This window comes from Clostridium grantii DSM 8605 (assembly GCF_900129965.1).
GTDB lineage: Bacteria > Bacillota > Clostridia > Clostridiales > Clostridiaceae > Clostridium_AF > Clostridium_AF grantii.
Genome location: NZ_FQXM01000004.1, coordinates 85156 through 106880, shown reverse-complemented (window position 1 = coordinate 106880; position 21725 = coordinate 85156). Strand labels below are relative to the sequence as shown.

The window sequence follows — 21725 nt, the reverse complement described above, 5'->3', positions numbered from 1 at the left end:
GAAAATCATGTCATTAAAAATTAAAATTGAAAATTTCGAAGGTCCTTTTGATCTTTTGCTTCACTTGATTAGAAAAAATAAAATGGATATATATGATGTAAAAATATATGAAATAACTAATCAATATTTGAAATATATTGAGTCAATGAAAGAAATGGATTTAGAAGTAACCTCAGAATTTATAGTAATAGCTGCTACTTTGCTATATATTAAATCTAGTATGCTTTTGCCTAAAAGTTTTAATGAAGAAGAAGAGGATGAAACAGATCCAAAAGAGGAACTTATTAAACGTCTTATAGAATATAATAAGTTTAAAAATGTGTCTCACTTTTTAGCTACAAAGGAAAGTGAAGTAGGAGTTAGATTTTTTAAGAAAGCTGAAATAATAGAAATTGAAGAAGAACCAACAATTGAAGATTTATTAAAAAAAGTATCTATTTTAGATTTATTCTTAATTTACAATGATATTATTTCCAGATTTAGTGAGAAAATAAATGATAATAACGTTATTCAAAAGGAAATACCAATGGATAGGTATAAAATAGAAGATAAAATGGAGGAATTACAGGAAGCAGTAAAAGAAAATAAACGAATGAATTTTACAGAGATAATGAATAATTGTGAGTATAAAATAGAGATTGTAGTAACTTTTATGGCTATGCTAGAATTAATTAAAACTAGAACTATTAAGGTATTGCAGGACAAAAATTATCAGGATATTTATATTGAAGGAGTATTGACAGATGAGTGATTATAAAATAAATCAAATGCAAATTGAAGGGATTAATAATGAAGATAGATTATTTTCAGTTATAGAATCCATTTTATTTGTGAGCGGAGAACCCATAAATTTAAAGGAAATAGCTTCTGTTATTGAATGTTCTGAAAGATTCACAGAAGAATTATTAGCAAAAATGAAAATTAATTATGAGGAAAATAGTAGAGGACTTGCTTTGATACAATTAAAAGATAAGTATGCTTTAGGAACAAAATCAGAAAATAGTGAATATATACAAAAAATTTTAAAAACAAATACTAGACAATCTTTATCCAAAGCATCCTTAGAAACTTTAGCTATTATAGTATATAAACAACCTATAACTCGTGTAGAAATAGACGAAATAAGAGGGGTTAAAAGTGATAGAGCACTTCAAACTCTTATAGAAAAAAGTTTAATAAAAGCAGCAGGAAAAAAAGAGGTTCCAGGAAGACCTATCCTTTATGCAACTACAGATGAATTTCTTAATTATTTTGGATTAAAGGATATTGAAGATATGCCTGCTTTAGAAAGCTTTATTGAAAAAATAAATGAGCATATAGAGGATGAAGTTGCAGTAGATGAAGATTTAGATGTAGATGAAGATATAGATAGCATTTTTAATTCAGAAAAATATGAACTTATAGAAAAAGAGGAAGAAAATTAAATTTCTTCCTCTTTTTTTATTTCGTCTTCATTCATGTATTCTTCATTTATTTCTTCTTCAGTTGAGGAAGAATCTTTTTCTTCTTTTGAACTATTATTTTTACCATCTTTTTTGTCTATTATTTTAGATAAAAGATCAATTGCATTAGGAAGTTGTTCTAGTAATTTATCATAATTAGACTTTTTATCTAAGGTAAGTAATCTAACTGTATTTTCTTTAACTACTAAAAAAGCAATAGGTTTAATGGACACTCCCGACCCAGAACCGCCTGCAAAGGGATTTTCATTCAAAGAAGAATTTTTTTTCTCTGGAAGGTTAGCTCCTCCAGAAGCAAAACCCACACAAACCTTTGAAATGGGTAAAATTGTGGCATCTTTAGTTTCTATGGGATCACCTATAATAGTATTCACATCTACAATTTTTTTTAAATTTTCCATGGTTATGTTAATAATCGAATTTATATTGTTATCCATCTTATGTTTAATCTCCTTTTTAATTAATAGTTTTTTTTAAAAATTTATGTAGGCAATGATTTTTTTAGGGACTTGAGTTTTTTTGATTTATAAAAAAATAATAAAAGCAAAAAAATTATAATGAATAAATTAAAAATAAAAATAATATTTAATTTAATCAAAAACTTCTCTTCATTCCATGCTGGGTTAATTTGAAATTTTAAAATTTTTAAATTCATAATAGATTTTATCAAAGCCAAGGGGATAGCATTGAAGGCAAAAATCAATCCGTAGATGATTCCATCTAAAGCAGCATCACCAACTCCGTACTCATTATATAGGGATACAAATAAATAAGGTTTTATATAAGACTTTGTTAAAGAAAAATATAAAGCTTTTAAATTTGTTAAGGTATTATTTTCAGATTTTTTATCTTTAGATTTATTTTTCTTTGTTTTTTTATGATTTTTCTTTTGTTTGAATTTGTTCATTAATGAAGAAAACTCAACTTTGAATCCATAAAATTTGAAGAAGAATTCTTTATCTTCATTAAAAAATACTCCTAAAACAATTGGTAAAGGTAAAAATAAAACAATGAATATTATAATTAATGTTCTCAAAAATAGTCCTCCTATAACATTAAATAGTATAACCAAAAAAAGGATTTATTATAGCAATGTTTTTAAATCTATAGAATAATATTAAAAAACCATATATTACATGAGTAATTAAATGAAAAACACAAAAAATAGAATAATTAGGAGGGGATCAAATGAAAAAATCAAAAAAAGCATTAATAAGAATATTATTAGTGATTTTTGTTGCATCTGACTTGTTTGTCATTACTTCAAACGCTAGTCCTATTTATATTAAAGCAAGATGTGCTATAGCAATGGATAGTAAAACTGGTATAGTTTTGTTTGAACAAAATGGGAATTTTATTACACCTATGGCAAGTACAACAAAAATAATGACTTCTTTAGTTGCTATTAAGTATGGCGATTTAAACAAAAAAGTAGAAATCTCAAAAAATGCAGCAAGTGTTAGAGGATCAAAGGTAGGATACAGAGAAAAAGAGCAAATTACTATAAAAGAATTATTGTACGGCTTAATGCTAAGGTCTGGAAATGATGCAGCTATTGCATTAGCAGAGGGAATAAGTGGAAGTGTAGATGAATATATGGAATTAATGAATGAATATGCTGAGGAAATAGGAGCAGTGAATTCTCATTTTGAAACTCCTCACGGATTAGACTCTCAAAATCACTATTGTACTGCATATGATTTAGCTTTAATAACCTGTAAAGCTAAAGAAGAGGATTTATTTGAGAAAATAGTAAGTTCAAAAGATGTGGATGCAGGTGAATATAATTTCACAAGAAGTTATCACAACATAAATAAAATTCTTTATCATATACCTAATGCAAATGGTGTTAAAACAGGGTATACAGGTGGCGCAGGAAAATGCTTAGTTACATCTGTAAATGTAAATAAGTCTGATATTGTTTTTGTGCTTATAGATTGTCCGGGAAGATGGGGAGAAACTTCAAGAATGTATGATTATTGCATGAAAAACTATGAATATAAGGAAATTGCAAAAAAAGGTACTAAATTAAGTGAGTTTGTGCTTGATGGAGAGGAATTAGTTGGTTTTGTAGCTCCAACAGATGTAGTTGTACCTATTAAAAAAGGAATGGAAGTTACTTTTAAAGCTTATTCTCCTAGTACAATACCCAAAGTTATTAATGAAGGTGATAAACTAGGCAAATTAGAAATTTTTCAGGGAGAAGAAAAAATATTAGATTTACCACTAGAAGCAGATAAAAGTTATAAAAAAAGTAAGGATAAATTTTTGAAAAATATAATGGAAAAATTAAAAAAATAAACAAATCCTTTGGATTTGTTTATTTTAGTTTCTGCTTAAAAAGAACCATTTCATCATCATCATTTATAGGTTTCCATAATTGAATCTCAGTTATTTCTGGAACAATATCATAACTTAAGTTCATAATATATTTACAAGCACTTTCAAATTCATTTTTTAGCCACTCTTTTTTTGAAAAAACAGTATTGGCTAAGGAAATATGTAAATCCCAGTCATCTACATTTTCTCTAACTTTAAAGTTGTAGGATTTTAAACAATGATTCACATCATAAACAAATTCTTTGATATTTTCATCGTTTTCCACTTTTAAGTTAACTGACTTGAAAGGAGGTTCAAAACAAATTCCATTCTTAATTTTAATTTTCATTTTTTTTGTATCTTTGAAAATATTATGAAGTGATGGTATTAGTTTTTCTAACTCAGCATCCTCTATAACCTCTAAAGTCATATGAAGCATAGGCAATTTATCATACAAATCGTATTCATCTGATAATTGTTTTTGCAATGATTGTATTTTGATGTAAGAATTTTCGTCAATTAAGGCAACTAAATAGTAATTCATAATATCACCCATTTTCTTTAATTAAAGTATAATATATTTTAAATTATAACATCTTATAATTTAAAAAGCTATTAATAAAAATTGATAATTTAAAATTTTCCAATAAAAATAATGTAGTAAAGAATTTTTTTTATGAATAGAATGTAATAGGTAGAATAAAAGATCAGTAAAAAATCAATAAAAAAGGAGCCTTTATGAGATTAGCTTTTAATTTTAAAAATGGCAAAAAAATTATTCTAACAGAAGATGAAACTTCTAAATTTTTAAAAAGATTGAATTACTTAAAATTATTAAAATTGGTAACCTCCTCTAAAAATAATAATTCAGGCACTTTTATGGTAAAAGAAAAAGAAGTGAATTCTCAGGAATTGTCTTCGATAGAAATGCATTTATAGAAAAAAAGCCTAAAGTTAATATACTTTAGGCTAAAAAACGTTTTTGGGTGTAACAAAAGTTGCTTTTGTAAAATATCTTAATACTAGAGTGCTACAGGAGGTAAATTATGAAGTATGAAATTATAGATTGTATAGACTCTGGTACAGAATATTGCCCTTGCAAATTAGCAGAAACTGGAGATTGCATTCTTTGTTCTCAATTATCAGGGAAATGTTTTTGTGACTGCACAAATTGGAAGGGAACTTGTATATATCAAGAGTATTTTTGGAATGGCTCTAAAGCAAAAGAAGGAAGGAAGACCTATAGAAGCAAAATAATTAAGAAAAAAGTTTTAAGTAAAGATGTTATTTTATTAACAATTCTTCTTCCTCATAATATAGTAAGAGATTTGTTACCACCAGGCAGTTTTGTGTTTTTAAGAAATCCTAGTTGCGATATTTTGCACAATGTACCGATTTCAATAATGGAGTCAGATATTACTGAAAATACTATAACAGTTGCAATAGAAATTAAGGGAATAAAAACTAAAAAAATAGATGAATTAAACGAAGGAGAAAATATAATGGTAAAAGCACCATTTTGGAATGGTGATTTTGGATTAAAACATATACTTGAAGAAAAAGAAGGAACTTCATTGATAATAGCAAGAGCTATTGGGCAAGCTCCTATGATTCCAGTAATGAAAAAACTTTATTCTAATGGAAATAAAATTATAGTGGTTTTAGATAAAGCCAATTACGAGGAAATATTTATAGAAAAGTATCTTAATGAATGTAATGCAGAAGTTATCTTATGTAATACTTTTCAGGATGGAGAAATATCTGAAGAATTAAAGAATATCATTGATGAGAAAATTAAAGATAATAATATTAATCTTATTCACGTATCAGCAGCGGATATTTTAATTATTAAAACTATGAATTATATAAAGGGTAGAGTTCCCCTTAGTTGCTCTAATAATGCCAAAATGAGCTGTGGAGAGGGAATTTGTGGAGCATGTACAGCAAGGTTTAAAGGGCATAAAGTAAAAAGACTTTGTAAACTTCAAACTGATCCTGAATTTATATTTGAAGGGAGAAGATTTATATGAAAGTTGTTATTATTGGAGCAGGTTGGGCAGGATGTGCAGCGGCTATTTCAGCTAAAAAAGCGGGTGCAGATGTTGCATTATATGAAAAAACTGATATGCTTCTAGGGCTTGGAAATGTAGGCGGCATAATGAGAAATAACGGAAGATATACTGCTGCAGAAGAACTTATAGAGCTTGGAGCAGGAGATTTAATTAATATAACAGATAAGAATTCTAGGCATAAGAATATTTCTTTTCCAGGACATGAACATGCTTGGCTTTACGATGTAAATATTATAGAAGCAGAAGTAAGAAAACATTTAAAGTCCTTAGGTATTGAAATGCATTTTATGAAAAGAGCCATAGATATCAAAAATGAAGAAGGAAATATTAAAGGTGTTTATTTTGCAGAAGGAGAATATGTTGAATGTGATTCAATAATTGAAACCACTGGTTCTACAGGCCCTATGGGGAATTGTTTAAGATATGGTAATGGTTGTTCTATGTGCGTTTTGAGATGTCCAGCCTTTGGACCTAGAGTTAGTTTAAGTTCTAGAGCAGGAGTAATGGATCTTCAAGCAGAAAGAGAAAATGATAGCTTAGGAGCAATTAGTGGCAGTTGTAAGCTTTGTAAAGATAGTTTGGATAAAGCTATTGTTGAGGAATTAGAGAAAACAGGGGTTTATATAGCAAAACTTCCAGCAGAAGATGTTAATTTAGACAAGTTAAAAACAAAAGTTTGTCAACAATATGCTTTAAAAGAGTTTGCAGAAAATCTTATTTTACTTGATACTGGTCATGTTAAATTGATGACTACTTATTATCCCTTAGAAAAATTAAGAAAGATAGAAGGATTTGAAAGAGCAAAATATATTGATCCATACGCAGGAGGAAAAGGTAATTCCATTAGATATCTTTCAGTAGCGCCTAGAACTGATGATATGAGAGTAAAAGGCGTTAAAAATATGTTTTGTGCAGGAGAAAAATCGGGTTTATTTGTAGGACATACAGAAGCAATATGTACAGGAGCTTTAGCAGGTCACAATGCAGTTAGATATAATTTAGGATTGCCATTATTAATATTACCAAAGGCAATAGCTATAGGAGATATAATTGCTTATGCAAATTATAAAATGATGACTCCAGAGGGTAGAAGAAATAGATATACTTTTGCAGGAGCGGAGTATTTTAAAAGAATGCAGAAATTAGGGCTTTATACAATTGAAAAAGAAGAAATAGCAAAAAGAATCAATAAATGGAATTTAAATGGAGTTTTTGAAGAAAAATTAATCTAGGATATTGGAAAACTTTTAAAATCTATAGAGAGAGTGACTAGGCTTGAGTAAGAAAAATCTACTCACTCTCTATTAAAAGTAAAGAGATATTTTGGTAAAGCACTAATATAAGAATAAAGGAGGAGAGAACATTTAATTTAAAGTTTAGGAAATATAACAAATCATATCTGAAGAGTTGTGGCGAGCTAATAAAAACTACGTGGAAACTAGAGGAAGAATTTGACCACCCTAAAAAAATCAACTTAATCTACGAATACTATTTATTATGTTGTATTAATTATTCTGAACATTTAGATGTTCTTGTAGACGAAAAGGAACATGTTAAAGGGTTACTTTTTGCTAGTATAGAAGATAAAGATTTTAAGCTAATGTTAAAATACAGGTTAAAACTATTGTCCAAGGATTTTTGGGCAGCTTATAACTTGATACTTGGAAATTTTGGTGATTTTAAAACAGCGTTGGAATTTAAAAAAAATATAGATTCTATGGATAAACTTGGAGAATCGTATGCTAATGAATTTGATAGTGAAATAACTTTATTTATTATAAGTCCAGAATTAAGAGGTATGGGTTACGGAATAAAGCTTATGGATAGATATATTAATTTCTGCAAAAGAAATCAGCTTAATGAAGTATTTCTATGGACAGAACTTGGGTGTACCTTCACTTTTTACGAAAAATATGGTTTTAAACTTTATAAAAAGTTTTATCATAAAAATTTAACAGAAGGACATAAGCTGAAACCAAATGGAATGATATATAGTTATACTATAAACAAAAGCAAGATTAAAAACAGTCTTAATAGAAGGAGATATGTTTAATGGAAGATTGGAATGTAGTAAAATATACTTTGGTTAAATTGTATAATTGTGACAAAAGTATATTAAATGATTATTTATCAATAAAGAAATTATTAAAAAAAGTTTCTATAAATATTGATGGAATAAGAAATAAAAAATATTTGCCTTTGTTTAACCCCTACGGAATAAGTGGGTTAGTAATTACTAAAGAGACTCGTTTAATTATTGATACTTGGCCTAAGTATGGCTATGCAGAAGTCAAATTATTCACTTCATTAAATAATATTAATAGTAAAATTGTTTTTAAAGAATTAAATGAAGAAATGGATGCAAAGAAATATGAGGTTTTAAATGATTGTGCTAGTATACCAGCTAAAATAGATGAAGGAAATAATTACTTAAATAAAAGTAGATTTAAAAAAGAAATTAACTCATATGAAGGAGTTCCCGTTATTTCAATTCTTGGTAGTAGCGGTGGGGTGCTAAATCAATTCTAGCCATCTTAAATAAAGCGGTGATGGATAAAAATGATTCAATACACTCTTATGTGAGTAAATGTGAATTTAACTTAATTGATTCTAAACAAAAAAAATAAATTACTATCAGCAATGGTTTCCAAATTTAAAAGATAATATTACCTTACATGAATTTGATTTAAAAGATACTGTGAAATTTACACAATTCTTAAAAATAACAAATACCACTCATGTAATAGATATTTCTTATGCAGATACTCTTGAAATGTTAAGATGCTGCAATGAATCAAAAGTTATTTATATCAATACGGCCTTTGAAAACACAAGTGTAGATGAGAATATTTATTTAGAAGGATTTACCTTACAAGAAAGATATGCAATCTATGAAAAGAATAAAAATCAATTTAAAAATACTACTGCAATTATTTGTTCAGGTATGAATCCAGGAGTAGTACAGTGGATGGCAATCGATTTAATGAAAAAGTTCCCAAAGGAAACTCCAAAAGCCTGCTACATTGTTGAGAATGATACTTCTTTTTATGAAGATGAATCTTTAGCAGATAAAAATACTATTTATACAACTTGGTCACCAATTTGCTTCTTAGATGAAGCCATATATAGCTACCCAGCTTTTATGCAACAGCATATGTGTTTGATTTTGTATAAAGCGGTATATGATCTTCAGTTTAAAGTAACTTTAGGGGATAGAGAATTTGCAGGGTGTCTTATGCCTCATGAAGAAGTTTTAACTTTAGCTGCTTTATATAATATGGAAATGGGATTTATATATAAAGTTAATGATCATACAACTAAATTGATTAAGGATAATATAAATAACCTTGGTGATTTATGGAATTACCCCATGAAGGTATTAGATCCAGTAGAAGCGCCTCTGAAAGGTGAAGATTTAGTTGGTGTGCTTCTTGTATATGACGACAAAGAAAGGTATATGTACAATGCTTTAGATAATAAAGAAATATTTAAAGAGTTCGGAACTAATGCCACTTATTTCCAAGTGGCTTGTGGAATATATGGTGGTTTAGCCTCAGTATTATTAGATGATATTCCAAAAGGGATTTATTACGTTGATGAATTACTTCTTAAAACAAATAGTAATTATAAAGAATATCTGAGCTTTTATATGAAAGACTTTGTGGTGGGGGAAAATAAAAAGTCGGAAGGTAATTTATTAGACAGAATTAAGGAATAGTGAAATTTTTGCTACTTGAGACAAATTAGTTATGGTATGATAAAATAAAAGTATAAATTACATTTATAAATTAAGAAAAGAAAGGGAAAAAACGTGGCTACATTAACAAAAAAAGCACTAGCCGAATCACTGAAAATACTTATGAAGAAAGCAACTTTAGATAAAATTAACGTTACAGATGTCGTTTCTCATTGTGGAGTTAATAGACAAACATTTTATTATCACTTCAAGGATATATATGATTTAGTTGAATGGATTTATAAAACAGAAGCTGTTGAAAGCATTAACAAATATAAGTCATATAATACCTGGCAACAAGGATTTTTTATGATATTTGAGTATGTTGGAAATAATCTTGAATTCTGTACTAATTGTTTTAATTCTTTGGGAAGAGAACATTTAGATAGATTTCTTTATGATATAACTTTTGGTTTTTTAATGGGGGTAGTGGATGAAGTAGCAGAAGATACTGATGTAAAATATAGAGAAAAAAGATTTATTGCAAATTTCTATACTTATGCTTTCATAGGAATAATGACTCAATGGATTAGAGAAGGAGCTAATGAAGACCCAGCTAATATAATCAATGATATAAATCAATTAATAGAAGGAGATATCAAGAGAAAAATTCACAATTACCTTTAAAATTTCTTTAGACATATTGGGGAAATTGTATGAATTTTATACATTAAGGTAAGATTGTTTATAGTTACTTTCTATAAATTAATATATTATTAAAATATAAATTATAAATTATATTAATTCATAGGGGGTAATTTTATGACTAGCTCGCAAAATAATAAACAAGCATATTTCATTGGAGGTGGACTAGCTTCTTTAGCTGGTGCAGCTTACTTAATAAAAGATTGTGGTTTCAATGGACAAAACATTCATATTATTGAAGGAATGCATATTCTTGGTGGAAGTAATGATGGTATTGGAAATCATACTAAAGGATTTGTATGTCGTGGTGGACGTATGCTAAATGAAGAAACATATGAAAACTTTTGGGATTTGTTTAGAAGTATTCCTTCATTAGAAATTCAAGGTAAATCAGTAACCGATGAGATATTAGATTTTGACCACGCACATCCAACTTGTGCAAAAGCTAGACTTATAGATAAAAAGGGTAATATCCTTAATGTTGAATCTATGGGATTTAATAGAGCAGACCGTATGGCACTTGCTAAGTTAATGGTTACTTCTGAAGAAAAATTAGACAATTTATCTATTATGGATTGGTTTGGTAAAACACCACATTTCTTTGAAACTAATTTTTGGTTTATGTGGCAAACTACTTTTGCTTTTCAAAAATGGTCTAGTTTATTCGAATTTAGAAGATATATGAATAGAATGATGTTTGAGTACTCTCGTATTGAAACTCTAGAGGGAGTTACAAGAACAAGATATAATCAGTATGATTCAGTAATATTACCTTTAAAAGCTTTTCTAGATGAAAAGGGGGTAGATTTTACTATTAATTGTACTGTTACTGACCTTGATTTTGAAGAATCTGATGAAATAACAGTAACAGCAATACATTATACAAAAGACGGAGAAATAGATGACTATATTCAACTTCGTGAAGGCGATATATGTATAGTTACAAATGGTTGCATGACTGATAATTCTAGACTTGGTGATTTAAAAACAAAGGCAGAAATGGATATAGAAAAACCTATTTCAGCACAACTTTGGGCTAATATTGCAAAAAAGAAAAAAAATCTTGGTAATCCAACTCCATTCTTTGGTAATGCTGAAGAAACTAATTGGGAGTCATTTACTGTTACTATGAAGGGGAATAAATTACTGGAAAAAATCGAAAAATTTAGTGGTAATGTACCTGGTAGTGGAGCTTTAATGACATTTAAGGAATCAAATTGGCTAATGTCTATAGTTGTAGCAGCACAACCTCATTTTAAGGGACAAACAGAAAATGAAACAATATTTTGGGGATATGCTCTTAACACAAATATAAATGGTGATTATGTTAAAAAGACAATGAGAGATTGTACAGGAGAAGAAATATTAACAGAACTTCTACATCATTTACATTTTGAAGATGAAAAGAATGAAATAATGAAGGATGTTATTAATGTTGTTCCATGTATGATGCCTTATATTATATCAATGTTTCAACCACGTGCAATGAAAGACCGTCCACAGGTTGTGCCAGAAGGATCTACAAATTTTGCAATGATAAGCCAATTCGTTGAAATTACAGATGACATGGTATTTACAGAAGAATATTCAGTTAGAGCGGCTAGAATTGCTGTATACAAATTAATGGGTATTAACAAAGAAATCTGTCCAGTTACACCTCATTCTAAAAAATTAAGTACAAAAATTAATGCCATAAAAACATCTTATCGTTAATATACAAAGTTTAGGTAATAAGCAAGCAGCTCTTGTACGCTTCGATCTCAAGTGCTGCTAGGACCACTAAGGGCTGTGAACATATATTCACAATTTATTAATAAAATGTTATTTGCCCCCTGGGGGCGTAGTGAGGAAGCGAAGGCGACGAACTTACTTATTTATATTATAGACATGGGTTTTATAAGCAACAGAGATTGTTCGTTTGGAGTGAGGGTGTTTTATATAAATAATTATGTTAAAATGAATGAGTCCCTTTACGGGATAAATTGAAAATATGTAGGAGATGTATTATGGAAGTTATATATTTTGCTGGTGGGTGTCTTTGGGGTGTGCAAGCATTTATAAAGACTCTACCGGGTATTAAATCCACTGAAGCAGGAAGAGCTAATGGTGCTACAAACACACTTTCAAGTGAATATGATGGTTATACTGAATGTGTGAAAACTGAATTTGATCCAAGTATTGTGATGATTGAAGATTTAATAGAGTGCTTCTTTGAGATCATTGATCCATACAGTTTAAATAAGCAAGGTGAAGATGTGGGTAAAAAATATCGAACAGGTATATATAGTGAAAGCCAAAAACATCTTGAAGCAGCCAGAAATTTTATTAGTGAGAGAGATGATAGCGAAAAAATAGTTGTAGAGGTACTACCACTTACAAACTATTTAAGAAGTGCCGAAGAACATCAAGATAGATTAGCAAGATGTCCAGATGATTATTGCCATATTCCAAAGAATTTACTAACCAAATATTCGTGAAGTTGGAAAAAAAGTAAGCATAACAATAAAAGAGCCTGTTTCTTTAGAGTGAGAAACAGGCTCTATTTAGGTTGATTTGTTTTGGAAATTGAGGGTGTAAATATTTTTGTGTATTCTAATTTTCTTATTAGAAATAATTTATAACATTAGTTATTAGACAATCTTTGATTGTGTCTAATTATGTATATTTATAGTGGTTCAATTATTTATCCTATATGCACATTATCTCCAATTAATGTCAATAATATGCATAGGTAAAACATTATAAAGGACTTTAATTTCAAGATTTTCTTGATTTAAGGTTCTTTTTTATTGTGCTTTTTTATCTAACACTTCACTAAATACTATTTGAAGTTGATTGATAACTAAGTCCCATTCTGGGTAATTCCTGGTCCATTTTTTAGATACTCGTTCAACAGCTAGATATAGCATCTTCATTAAGCTATCATCATTAGGAAATATTAATTTGGTCTTGGTTACTTTCCTAAACTGGCTGTTTATGCTCTCGATAACATTTGTTGTATATATTATTTTTCTTATGTTTTTTGGAAAAGCAAAGAATGTACTTAAATTATCCCAATTGCTTTCCCAACTCTTAATTGCATTTGGATATCTATCTGCACATTTATCTCTCAATGATATTAAATTTTCCATTGCTACTTCTTCATTAACAGCTCTATAAATGCCTTTTAAATCAGCTACGAAAGCCTTTCTATCTTTATAAGGAATATACTTCATGCTAGATCTTATTTGGTGAATTATACATCTTTGTATTTTACAAAATGGGAATGCAGCGCCTATAGCTTCTTTGAATCCTGATAACCCGTCAACGCAGAATATAAGCACATCTTCAACGCCTCTGTTCTTAAGATCATTTAGTACCGATAACCAAAATTTGCTGCTTTCATTAGCTCCAATCCATATTCCTAAGACTTCTTTTTCACCATTTAAATTTACGCCTATGACAACATATGCTGCTTTAATAACAACCTGTTTATCTTCTCTTACTTTGTAGTGTATAGCATCCATAAAAACAAATGAATAGGTTCTTTCTAATGGCCTATTTTGCCAATCTGATACTAATGGTAATATTCTATTTGTTATATTTGATACGGTTTCTGCACTTATATCTACGCCATATAGCCCCTTTATTTGTTCAGATATATCTCGAGTTGCATACCTGTTGCATAAAGTGCGAGGATTTTATCATCTATCCCATCAACAGTTCTTTGATGTTTAGGAACTATCTTAGGCTCAAAATCGCCATTTCTATCTCTTGGTACATTAATCCTAATAGGTCCAAGTTCAGTTTTAATAGTTTTCTTTGAGTGACCATTTCTACTATTAGCACTAGTCTTTTCAATACTATCGTATTTTCCATATCCTAAAGCCTCATCCATTTCAGCTTCTAGAGATTCTTGCAAAACATCTCTAAACATACCCTTTAATTAATCTAATATATCTGTTGAACTAGTGAATTTTTGTTCTTGGATATATTCTCTTAATAATACAGCTTCCTTCTCTAAACCGTAACAATATGCAACTCCCATGTGAGTATATTCATGGATTTTGGTATATTCTATAATCTCATCAATACGTGTAAGAGTACCCGCTCTACCATTATCAATTAAACTAGAAGCTGACTTTGTATAAAGTTGATTTTCCTCAGATGAATAGTTTTCAAGATATTCGTTGCTTCTATCAAAACAAGGAGATAGTTTTCTGCAACCTTTTAATGAACATTTTGTGCAATCCATTGTATCCTCCTAGAATTAGAAATTAAGTTTCGTAAAAAACTATAAATCAGTGATAATAATATTATATTAATATATACCCCATGCCAAGTGGATGTCAAGTACCATTTTATACTCAACAGCATATACTTATGACGCAAATGGAAATATTTAAACAATAACAGAAAATGGGAAGGAAATAAAGGTTAATGAATGTACATAGGGCTATTGACCTAAATAGATAGCATGTGTTACAATGAACATACCAAGTGGTATGTGGAGGTGAATATGGAAACTAGAGATTTAATTATTGAAGCAGCATTTATTGCATTTATTGATCACGGATATGGAAGAGTTTCATTAAACCAGATTATTAAGACCACGGGTCTTACAAAAGGAGCTTTTTATCACCACTTTTCCTCCAAAGACGAATTGATTAAAGAGGTAATGAATACATATTTCTTCGGTCATATTCAGAAAACAATGGACATTGTTGGTATTGAAGGACAATCCTTTAAAGAACGTATCAATGTTGTTTTTGAAAATGTAATGAATATAGATATTCGCCTTGCCAGTCAACCAGAGCGGATAATTGAACGTGATGACTTCCTGAAATTGTTATGGGAATCCATGAACTTAAATGAAGAAATGAAGCAAATGAATGATCAGTATCAGCAAAATATCATTAAGGTTATGACACTTGCAATCGAGAGTGGAAAGAAGGAGAAGGTCGTAAAAGAAGATATTGATGCACAAGAGATTGCAGGGGTACTAAGTGCTGTGGTTAGAGGTACAATACTAATGACAAATCAGATGACAAAGAACGAATCAGAACAAATGTTGAGAAATAATGTAGGATCACTTATGAAGTTGATACAACAATAAATTATATGTATGGTACATGGTGAGGAAAAGTCTTTACCATGTATCCAAGAACAAATTTTTTTAACTATTACATACCAAATGGTATGCAGGGGGGTCAAATATGAAATTTCCATCCATTGAAAAATATATAAACAAAGAAGACCTATTAATAACAAGTAATGAGCACAGTCGAGAGCAGCAACATATACCGGATTTAATGAGAGAATATGGCGGAGGAACCCTAGCTGGGTTAAAAAGCAGAAAGCATACTTTGCATCGAATGGTAGGATGTTTATATGAAGCAAGGAAAAGTGCTTCAAGTATTGATAAGAATCCTAAAATGGCAAACAAAGTAATATCAGATGCTGATTTATCCGAACTAGAAAAATATGCAAAAGCCTTAGGAGTCAGTGATATTGGTTATACAAAAGTGGATCAAAGACATATTTTTAAAAGAGAAAGAATTCTCTATGAAAATGCCATTGTCATAACGATGGAGATGAAAAAAGATAAAATTAAAAAGGCTCCGTCGAAGGAAGCAGTTACAGAAATCTTTAGGACCTATTATCAGCTAGGGGTTACAGTAAATAAAATCAGTGATTTCTTAAGGAAACATGGATATAAGGCCATGGCAGGACCGGCTATTGGAGGAGCGGTCAGCTATGTACCATTAGCTATGGATGCAGGACTTGGTGTTATTGGCAAGCATGGGCTCCTAATCTCAGATAAAAACTATGGACCAAGTCTAAGGATAGCAGCTGTTTATACTGACATTGAGAACTTGCCTATTACAAAGGAAAATCCACATATGTGGGTCAAGGAATTTTGTAATAAGTGTAATAAATGTTTGAAAAGCTGTCCTGCAGGAGCAATATATAAAGAATCGATTAGGGTACCTGAAGATCCGGAAGGCTACAGGTGTGTTGATGTGACAAAATGTGCTACACCTTTTGCAAATAATTACGGCTGTACTGTTTGTATCAAAAGCTGTACATTTTTTAATAATGATTATGAAAAGATTAAACAGAGCCATTTAAAGAATTTGAAATAGGAAGGAAAGTAATATGGGAATGGAATCTACAAAAGTAGAAGTAAAATTTTTGAATCAAATAAATAAGTATCCGGATAAAGTTTATTTAGCTGTTGATGGTGCAGACCAAGAAGGGTTTGAGTACTTTGGAACAAAAGAGTATACAAGTAAGCCAGGAGCTAAATCACCAAGCATAAAAAATAAACTTATCCAGATGGGACCTAAAAATGCTATGAAGATGCTAGGTATGATAGTTTCTCATATGCCGATGATGATGAAGGGAATTAATGGGAGTTATAAGGATATTGGATATTTAGTTGAAGGATTAAAAAAAGGAGTACCAACAAAATTAGATAAACATGACTTTCTAGAGAGTGTTCCAAATGATCACATGTGGGAAGAACTTAATAACTATGCCTGGGATGTATTCTATACATAATTTTTAGTCCAAAAGATAATTAAAGACCTTTCCACCAAAAATTGTAAATTAGTTTTCTAGATTGTTAAGCCAATCTTTAGTTTCTTTCATCCTGTAAGAGTTTCCATTCATGTTAACAACATAAGATTTATGAGTTAACCTATCGGTCATTGCTGCCGTCATAACTGGGTCACCAAAATTTCGCCCCAACTATCAAAAGAAAGGTTAGTAGTTATTATTGTAGATTTCTGCCCAGTCCTTAAAGATATATGGGTGAATAGAAGCTCCGCCCCCTCATTGTCAGCAGAAATATATCCAAATTCGTCCAATATAACCAAATCATATTTAGAGAGTTTGTTTTGATATCCTCTTAAACTTTTATTTGATTTTAATTCTTTCAATTGTGTAATAAAAAGAGGCACAATTGTAAATAATACTTTATATCCCTCTAAACATGCTTTTATTCCTAATGCTATGGAAATGTGAGTTTTCCCAGTCCCACAATTTCCAGAAAATATTACATTTTGTCCATCCTTTATAAACTTTAGACTACTAAGGTGCTTTAATTTTAATTGAGCATCAGATGGCAAATCCTCAATAGAAATATTTCTTTAAGAGTTTAAAAGATTGTTAAATTCATTTAGCATGTTAACAGAATTATTCATTATTTCATCATTATGATCTTCTAGATATATGATTTTAGGGTCATTTTTTCTAGAACACATAAACTCAATTTTATCAATGCTAATAGTAGTAGCACATACTTCTTGTAAATTTTTTATGGCATTATTAACAGGGACAAGCCCGTAGATACCAACTAATTCAATAAGCTTTACAAAATCTCGCTCATTATTGTTAAAATATTCAAAATAAATCTCTTTTAGTATTCTATCCATTTGATCGAAAGCAGTGCTATTAACTAGAGCCTTCGGCTTTCTAAAAAGTGTCTTACAATAGTGGGAGATATCTATTTGCCATAGATTCATACCGTAAACCTTATTATGTCTAGCTATTTCTTCTTCATTATAAAACATTAGAATTTTAGTAGTGTATATCTTACATCGTACCATTGTACCAACATAATCATCTGGTACGGAGTAATAACAAGAATTCACCATAATCGTTGAATATTTGGTTACTCGTAGGTCAGAAATAGTAGCTGTCTCATATAAGGGCATATCTGGCAATAAGTACTCTCGTTCTTCATCTAATAGTTGAAACGGTAACTTATTGGAATTGGATAAGTTTCTTGAATTTAATTTTTTTAGCACTTCATCAAGATAGGTGTTAGCCTCATTCAATGAGGAAAATGTGCAGTCTCTTGAAAATGCTTTCCTTCTTATCAATTCAACACTTCTCTCAACGTGACCTTTTTCATTGCCACTATATGCATTACAAAATCTAAACCTAAATTTGTAATATAGCGATAGCTTTATAAGTGCATCTGTTGGCTCCTTTAATGTATGCCCTACAAACTTTGCTACTGCAACTCTAGTATTATCATACACCACTGTTCTATGATTACCTTTAATGTACTTGAAAAATGAAGCATGCGCTTCTAAAAAACATCCTGTATTTTGCTTTGGAAACAATCTAGCCCACCTATAATTACTATAAGCTGCTACAAATACTGCTAATTGAAATTCTTTTATGCTACCATCATTCATTGTCAATTTAACTAGCCCAAAATCAAATTCTACTATATCTCCTGGAGTATATTCTTGACGTATATAAGCTTCACGTTTTTTTCTTTCGATGGTATTTACAGCTTTTACTACAGCGGCATAGCTTATATTGTGGCCTTCTTCTATTAAAGTTTCATACATATCTATTTTTTTCTTTTGTTGCTTAGATAAGCCTGTGAGTCGTTTTTGTTCATTTTCTTTTAAAAATTCTTTAAGTCTTTCTAAAACATCTTCTGTTAAAGCTTTCTTTATTCTTGGAGACGATAAATACTTAGGTTTAGCTGTTATATCAGCTATAATATTAGTTTTATCTATTTCACCCAAGTCAGCAGTAACTTTAACTAGTTTATCTTCATATTCTTTAATATATTTTCTTATGGTTTCCCTAGAAACTCCAGTTTCTTTGCTTATTTGTCTCTGAGATTTACCTTCTCTAGTATGTTTTAATACAATATCTTGTTTTTGATTCAAAATTATCACCTTCCCCACTTCCTTCTATATCCAATATTATTACCTGAATATTGTGTGTATAAAAGGTTTGGAAAATACTAGTGGGCAGGTTTTTAATTATTTTTTGGTACAGTTATAGTTTATCCAATACACATGAGATGTATTTAAATTAACTTATAATATTTTTTTCAATTTTTTTAATAGTGCTGAACCTTAACATGAGATGTATTTAGAGCAACAAAAACTATTTCAGTTTTTGCAAGGGGTCAGGTATTCTACAAAAATTGTAAATCAAATGAGCGATTTTTGTTGCTGAAAATTGTTGCAGAGGGAATTGAAACTATTGAGCAATATGATTTGATTAAGTCACTTGGATGTAATGAAATACAAGGATATTATTTTAGTAAGCCATGTGAAGCAAATAAAATTATTGAACTTTTCAATGAGAATTTTATTGTTAGTGCTTACTAAATAAACTAAAATTAATTGCATAAAAAATATAAATGTTATCTAAAGTTTTTGTTTAAAAAGCTTTAGATAATTTTTTTGCAAAAAATTAGTATAAATATTAGTGAATTGGCATGTAAATTGCTAAATAATTAAAGTGTTAAATGAAATATTTAAAGGAGGGTGGAAGCGTGGAATATAATAATTTAATTTATAGGCAAGAAAAAAATGTAGGTATATTAATTATTAATAGGCCAAAGGCATTAAATGCTTTAAATGAAGAATTGTTAAAAGAATTAAATTTAGCAATAAACAAAATAATTAAAGATGAGACAGTATATGTTCTTATAATTACAGGAGAAGGAAAAGCATTTGTAGCAGGGGCTGATATTGCAGAAATGAATGTCATGTCTCCAGAGTCTGCAAGAAAATTTGCGGAACTTGGATCAAGCATTTTTAGAAAAATTGAGCTTATGGATAAACCTGTGATAGCAGCAGTAAATGGGTTTGCATTAGGTGGAGGATGCGAGTTAGCTATGAGTTGTGATTTAAGAATTGCCAGTGAAAAAGCAAGATTTGGACAACCAGAGGTGGCTTTGGGTATAACTCCAGGATTTTCGGGTACACAAAGACTTTCTCGTTTGATTGGAATTGGAAAAGCTAAAGAATTGATTTTTACAGCAGCAATGATAAAAGCGGAGGAAGCAAAAAATATTGGGCTTATTAATAAAGTAGTTCCACATGAAAATTTATTAGAAGAAGCTTTAAAAATAGCTAATAACATATGCATTAATGGGCAAATAGCTGTAAGATATTCAAAATCCGCAATTAATAGAGGAATAGAAACAGATATAGAAACAGCAATAACCATTGAGCGAGATTTATTTTCTCTTTGTTTTGCCAATGAAGATCAAAGTGAAGGTATGAAAGCTTTTTTAGAAAAAAGAAATGCAAATTTCAAAAATACATTTTAGAAAGGAGATTTTATGAAAATATTCGTTTTAGGGGCAGGAACCATGGGAGCAGGTATTGCTCAAGTTTTTGCAGAATCAGGATACAAAGTTATCATGAGAGACATTAATGAAAGTTTTGTTGAAAAGGGCTTTTCATTAATAAATAAAAATTTAAACAGAAGTCTTCAAAAAGGAAAAATAACTGAAGAAGGAAAAGAAAATATTTTAATGAGGATTACAGGCACTGTTGATATTACTATGGCGAAGAATGCTGATTTGATTATAGAAGCTGCTGTTGAAAACATGGAAATAAAGAAAAAAATATTTGCTGAGCTAGATCAAATTTGTAAATATGAAGCTATTTTAGCAACAAATACATCATCACTTTCCATAACAGAAATTGCAGGTGCTACAAAAAGACCAGATAAGGTTATAGGAATGCATTTTTTCAATCCAGTTTTAGTTATGAATTTGGTTGAAGTTATAAAGGGAATAGCTACTTCAGAAGAAACAAAAACAACAATTTTGCAATTGTCTGAGAAAATAGGTAAATTTCCTGTTGAAGTTGAAGAAGCTCCAGGGTTTGTTGTTAATAGAATACTTATACCAATGATTAATGAGGCTATAGGTATATTTGCAGAAGGGATTGCAACAGCTGAAGATATTGATAAAGCAATGAAACTCGGAGCAAATCATCCAATGGGGCCACTTGAATTAGCGGATTTGATTGGAAATGATGTAAATTTAGCTATTATGGAAGTTTTATATAAAGAGTTTGGAGATTCAAAGTATAAACCACACCCATTACTTAGAAAAATGGTTAGAGGGGGACTTCTAGGTAGAAAAACAGGAAAAGGATTTCATGATTATACAAAGTAATCATTCAATTTAAGTAATATGATGCAAAGCTGCCGACCTTATATGGCGGGAGACTCTACTGCATCATGCTAATATAATTTTCCAAAAAAAGGATTGAAGGAGGTATTTTAAGTGAAAGGTTTGACTATAAAGGATATAAATATAGGAGACAAAGATTATTTTCAAAAAACAGTTTCAGAAACTGATGTTTATTTATATGCAGGAGTAACAGGTGATTTGAATCCGGCACATATAAATCAACTTGAAGCAGAAAAATCAATGTTCAATGGACGAATTGCTCATGGAATGTTAATAGCAGGATTTATTTCAGCAGTATTGGGAATGAAATTACCAGGGCCAGGCACTATCTATTTAGGACAAGAGCTTAAATTTACAGCACCAGTTAAATTTGGAGATACAGTAAAAGCCGAAGTTGAAGTTATTGAAAAAAAAGAAGAAAAAAATATTATAAAATTAAGTACCATATGTACTAATCAAGATGGCGTTATTGTTCTTAAAGGGGTTGCAACTGTTATGCCTCCAAAATAATAGTAAACTATACAGTGCAGTGCTTGGAT

General features: G+C 29.8%; 23 protein-coding genes and 3 pseudogenes. 19 read left to right on the top strand and 7 right to left on the bottom strand.

The genetic code is table 11. From position 1 onward, the window contains the following. The first annotated feature begins 7 nt into the window (after positions 1–7). Together BUB83_RS04095 and scpB are read left to right on the top strand one after the other, a co-directional pair. Positions 8–751 (top strand): segregation/condensation protein A, encoded by a 744-nt coding sequence (locus BUB83_RS04095; RefSeq protein ID WP_073337175.1) that lies wholly within the window; start codon positions 8–10, stop codon positions 749–751. Continuing rightward, the gene (gene scpB, locus BUB83_RS04090) at positions 744–1424 is read left to right on the top strand and encodes an SMC-Scp complex subunit ScpB (protein WP_073337174.1); all 681 of its coding nucleotides are present in this window, start codon (positions 744–746) and stop codon (positions 1422–1424) included. Before BUB83_RS04095 ends, scpB begins: the two co-directional genes overlap by 8 nt. On the opposite strand, the gene ytfJ is transcribed toward scpB, so the two are convergent. Together ytfJ and BUB83_RS04080 are read right to left on the bottom strand one after the other, a co-directional pair. Then, positions 1421–1897, bottom strand: coding sequence for a GerW family sporulation protein (gene ytfJ, locus BUB83_RS04085; RefSeq protein WP_073337173.1), 477 nt, complete (start codon positions 1895–1897; stop codon positions 1421–1423). The two genes, scpB and ytfJ, sit on opposite strands and share 4 nt — an antisense overlap. Before the next feature lie 44 nt (positions 1898–1941). Next, a complete protein-coding gene (locus BUB83_RS04080; protein WP_073337172.1) occupies positions 1942–2496 on the bottom strand; it encodes a DUF2953 domain-containing protein in 555 nt (184 codons plus the stop codon). Positions 2497–2648: 152 nt separating this feature from the next. Here BUB83_RS04080 and BUB83_RS04075 point away from each other — a divergent pair, with 152 nt between their 5' ends. Further along, on the top strand, positions 2649–3761 hold the full coding sequence (locus tag BUB83_RS04075; RefSeq protein WP_073337171.1) for a D-alanyl-D-alanine carboxypeptidase family protein: 1113 nt from the start codon (positions 2649–2651) through the stop codon (positions 3759–3761). A gap of 19 nt (positions 3762–3780) precedes the next feature. Here the strand turns inward: BUB83_RS04075 and BUB83_RS04070 are convergent, their stop codons facing one another. Then, positions 3781–4323 (bottom strand): 2'-5' RNA ligase family protein, encoded by a 543-nt coding sequence (locus BUB83_RS04070; protein WP_073337170.1) that lies wholly within the window; start codon positions 4321–4323, stop codon positions 3781–3783. A gap of 194 nt (positions 4324–4517) precedes the next feature. On the opposite strand from BUB83_RS04070, the gene BUB83_RS04065 reads away from it, so the two are divergent. The 9 genes from BUB83_RS04065 to BUB83_RS04030 all read left to right on the top strand — a co-directional run bounded on the left by BUB83_RS04065 (position 4518) and on the right by BUB83_RS04030 (position 12709). After that, positions 4518–4718 (top strand): hypothetical protein, encoded by a 201-nt coding sequence (locus tag BUB83_RS04065; RefSeq protein ID WP_073337169.1) that lies wholly within the window; start codon positions 4518–4520, stop codon positions 4716–4718. A 107-nt stretch (positions 4719–4825) separates the two neighbouring features. Then, positions 4826–5809, top strand: coding sequence for a sulfide/dihydroorotate dehydrogenase-like FAD/NAD-binding protein (locus tag BUB83_RS04060; RefSeq protein WP_073337168.1), 984 nt, complete (start codon positions 4826–4828; stop codon positions 5807–5809). Next, entirely contained in the window at positions 5806–7083 is a 1278-nt protein-coding gene (locus tag BUB83_RS04055; protein WP_073337167.1) for an FAD-dependent oxidoreductase, read from the top strand. The genes BUB83_RS04060 and BUB83_RS04055 overlap by 4 nt, the downstream gene beginning before the upstream one ends. A gap of 368 nt (positions 7084–7451) precedes the next feature. Beyond that, entirely contained in the window at positions 7452–7904 is a 453-nt protein-coding gene (locus tag BUB83_RS04050) for a GNAT family N-acetyltransferase (protein ID WP_084133400.1), read from the top strand. After that, positions 7904–8380 (top strand): S-adenosylmethionine decarboxylase, encoded by a 477-nt coding sequence (locus tag BUB83_RS22190; RefSeq protein ID WP_200801429.1) that lies wholly within the window; start codon positions 7904–7906, stop codon positions 8378–8380. The genes BUB83_RS04050 and BUB83_RS22190 overlap by 1 nt, the downstream gene beginning before the upstream one ends. Positions 8381–8549: 169 nt before the next feature. Next, positions 8550–9569, top strand: a complete 1020-nt coding sequence (locus BUB83_RS22185) for a hypothetical protein (RefSeq protein ID WP_200801428.1) — start codon at positions 8550–8552, stop codon at positions 9567–9569. A gap of 93 nt (positions 9570–9662) precedes the next feature. Next, positions 9663–10214: a TetR/AcrR family transcriptional regulator C-terminal domain-containing protein gene (locus tag BUB83_RS04040; protein ID WP_200801427.1), complete on the top strand. Its 552-nt coding sequence runs from the start codon at positions 9663–9665 to the stop codon at positions 10212–10214. Between the two features lie 135 nt (positions 10215–10349). Continuing rightward, complete coding sequence (locus BUB83_RS04035) at positions 10350–11945, top strand: oleate hydratase (protein ID WP_073337165.1); 1596 nt, start codon at positions 10350–10352, stop codon at positions 11943–11945. Between the two features lie 293 nt (positions 11946–12238). Continuing rightward, positions 12239–12709: a peptide-methionine (S)-S-oxide reductase gene (locus BUB83_RS04030; RefSeq protein WP_073337164.1), complete on the top strand. Its 471-nt coding sequence runs from the start codon at positions 12239–12241 to the stop codon at positions 12707–12709. A 309-nt stretch (positions 12710–13018) separates the two neighbouring features. On the opposite strand, the pseudogene BUB83_RS04025 reads toward BUB83_RS04030, so the two are convergent. Further along, a pseudogene (locus BUB83_RS04025) lies at positions 13019–14259 on the bottom strand (IS256 family transposase). Next, positions 14239–14466, bottom strand: a pseudogene (locus BUB83_RS21220) (DUF1847 domain-containing protein); the annotation flags it as partial. The pseudogenes BUB83_RS04025 and BUB83_RS21220, both read right to left, overlap by 21 nt. A 264-nt stretch (positions 14467–14730) precedes the next feature. Between BUB83_RS21220 and BUB83_RS04020 the strand changes: the two are divergent. From BUB83_RS04020 to BUB83_RS04010, 3 genes are all read left to right on the top strand, one after another. Continuing rightward, positions 14731–15327 carry a TetR/AcrR family transcriptional regulator gene (locus tag BUB83_RS04020; protein ID WP_073337163.1) on the top strand — a complete coding sequence of 199 codons (597 nt, stop codon included), beginning with the start codon at positions 14731–14733 and terminating at the stop codon, positions 15325–15327. A gap of 100 nt (positions 15328–15427) precedes the next feature. Next, positions 15428–16357 carry a 4Fe-4S binding protein gene (locus tag BUB83_RS04015; protein WP_073337162.1) on the top strand — a complete coding sequence of 310 codons (930 nt, stop codon included), beginning with the start codon at positions 15428–15430 and terminating at the stop codon, positions 16355–16357. Between the two features lie 13 nt (positions 16358–16370). After that, positions 16371–16775 carry a hypothetical protein gene (locus BUB83_RS04010; protein ID WP_073337161.1) on the top strand — a complete coding sequence of 135 codons (405 nt, stop codon included), beginning with the start codon at positions 16371–16373 and terminating at the stop codon, positions 16773–16775. A 48-nt stretch (positions 16776–16823) separates the two neighbouring features. Here the strand turns inward: BUB83_RS04010 and BUB83_RS04005 are convergent. Further along, positions 16824–17344: pseudogene (locus BUB83_RS04005) on the bottom strand (ATP-binding protein). A 21-nt stretch (positions 17345–17365) separates the two neighbouring features. Further along, positions 17366–18919: an IS21 family transposase gene (gene istA, locus BUB83_RS04000; RefSeq protein ID WP_073337160.1), complete on the bottom strand. Its 1554-nt coding sequence runs from the start codon at positions 18917–18919 to the stop codon at positions 17366–17368. Positions 18920–19195: 276 nt separating this feature from the next. Here istA and BUB83_RS21215 point away from each other — a divergent pair, with 276 nt between their 5' ends. The 4 genes from BUB83_RS21215 (at position 19196) to BUB83_RS03980 (ending at position 21696) form a co-directional block, all read left to right on the top strand. Next, positions 19196–19360 (top strand): EAL domain-containing protein, encoded by a 165-nt coding sequence (locus BUB83_RS21215; RefSeq protein ID WP_242950626.1) that lies wholly within the window; start codon positions 19196–19198, stop codon positions 19358–19360. Between the two features lie 167 nt (positions 19361–19527). After that, positions 19528–20310 carry a short-chain-enoyl-CoA hydratase gene (locus BUB83_RS03990; protein WP_073337159.1) on the top strand — a complete coding sequence of 261 codons (783 nt, stop codon included), beginning with the start codon at positions 19528–19530 and terminating at the stop codon, positions 20308–20310. A gap of 12 nt (positions 20311–20322) precedes the next feature. Beyond that, the gene (locus BUB83_RS03985) at positions 20323–21168 is read left to right on the top strand and encodes a 3-hydroxybutyryl-CoA dehydrogenase (protein ID WP_073337158.1); all 846 of its coding nucleotides are present in this window, start codon (positions 20323–20325) and stop codon (positions 21166–21168) included. Positions 21169–21279: 111 nt separating this feature from the next. Beyond that, positions 21280–21696, top strand: a complete 417-nt coding sequence (locus BUB83_RS03980) for a MaoC family dehydratase (protein ID WP_073337157.1) — start codon at positions 21280–21282, stop codon at positions 21694–21696. Positions 21697–21725 lie beyond the last annotated feature (29 nt).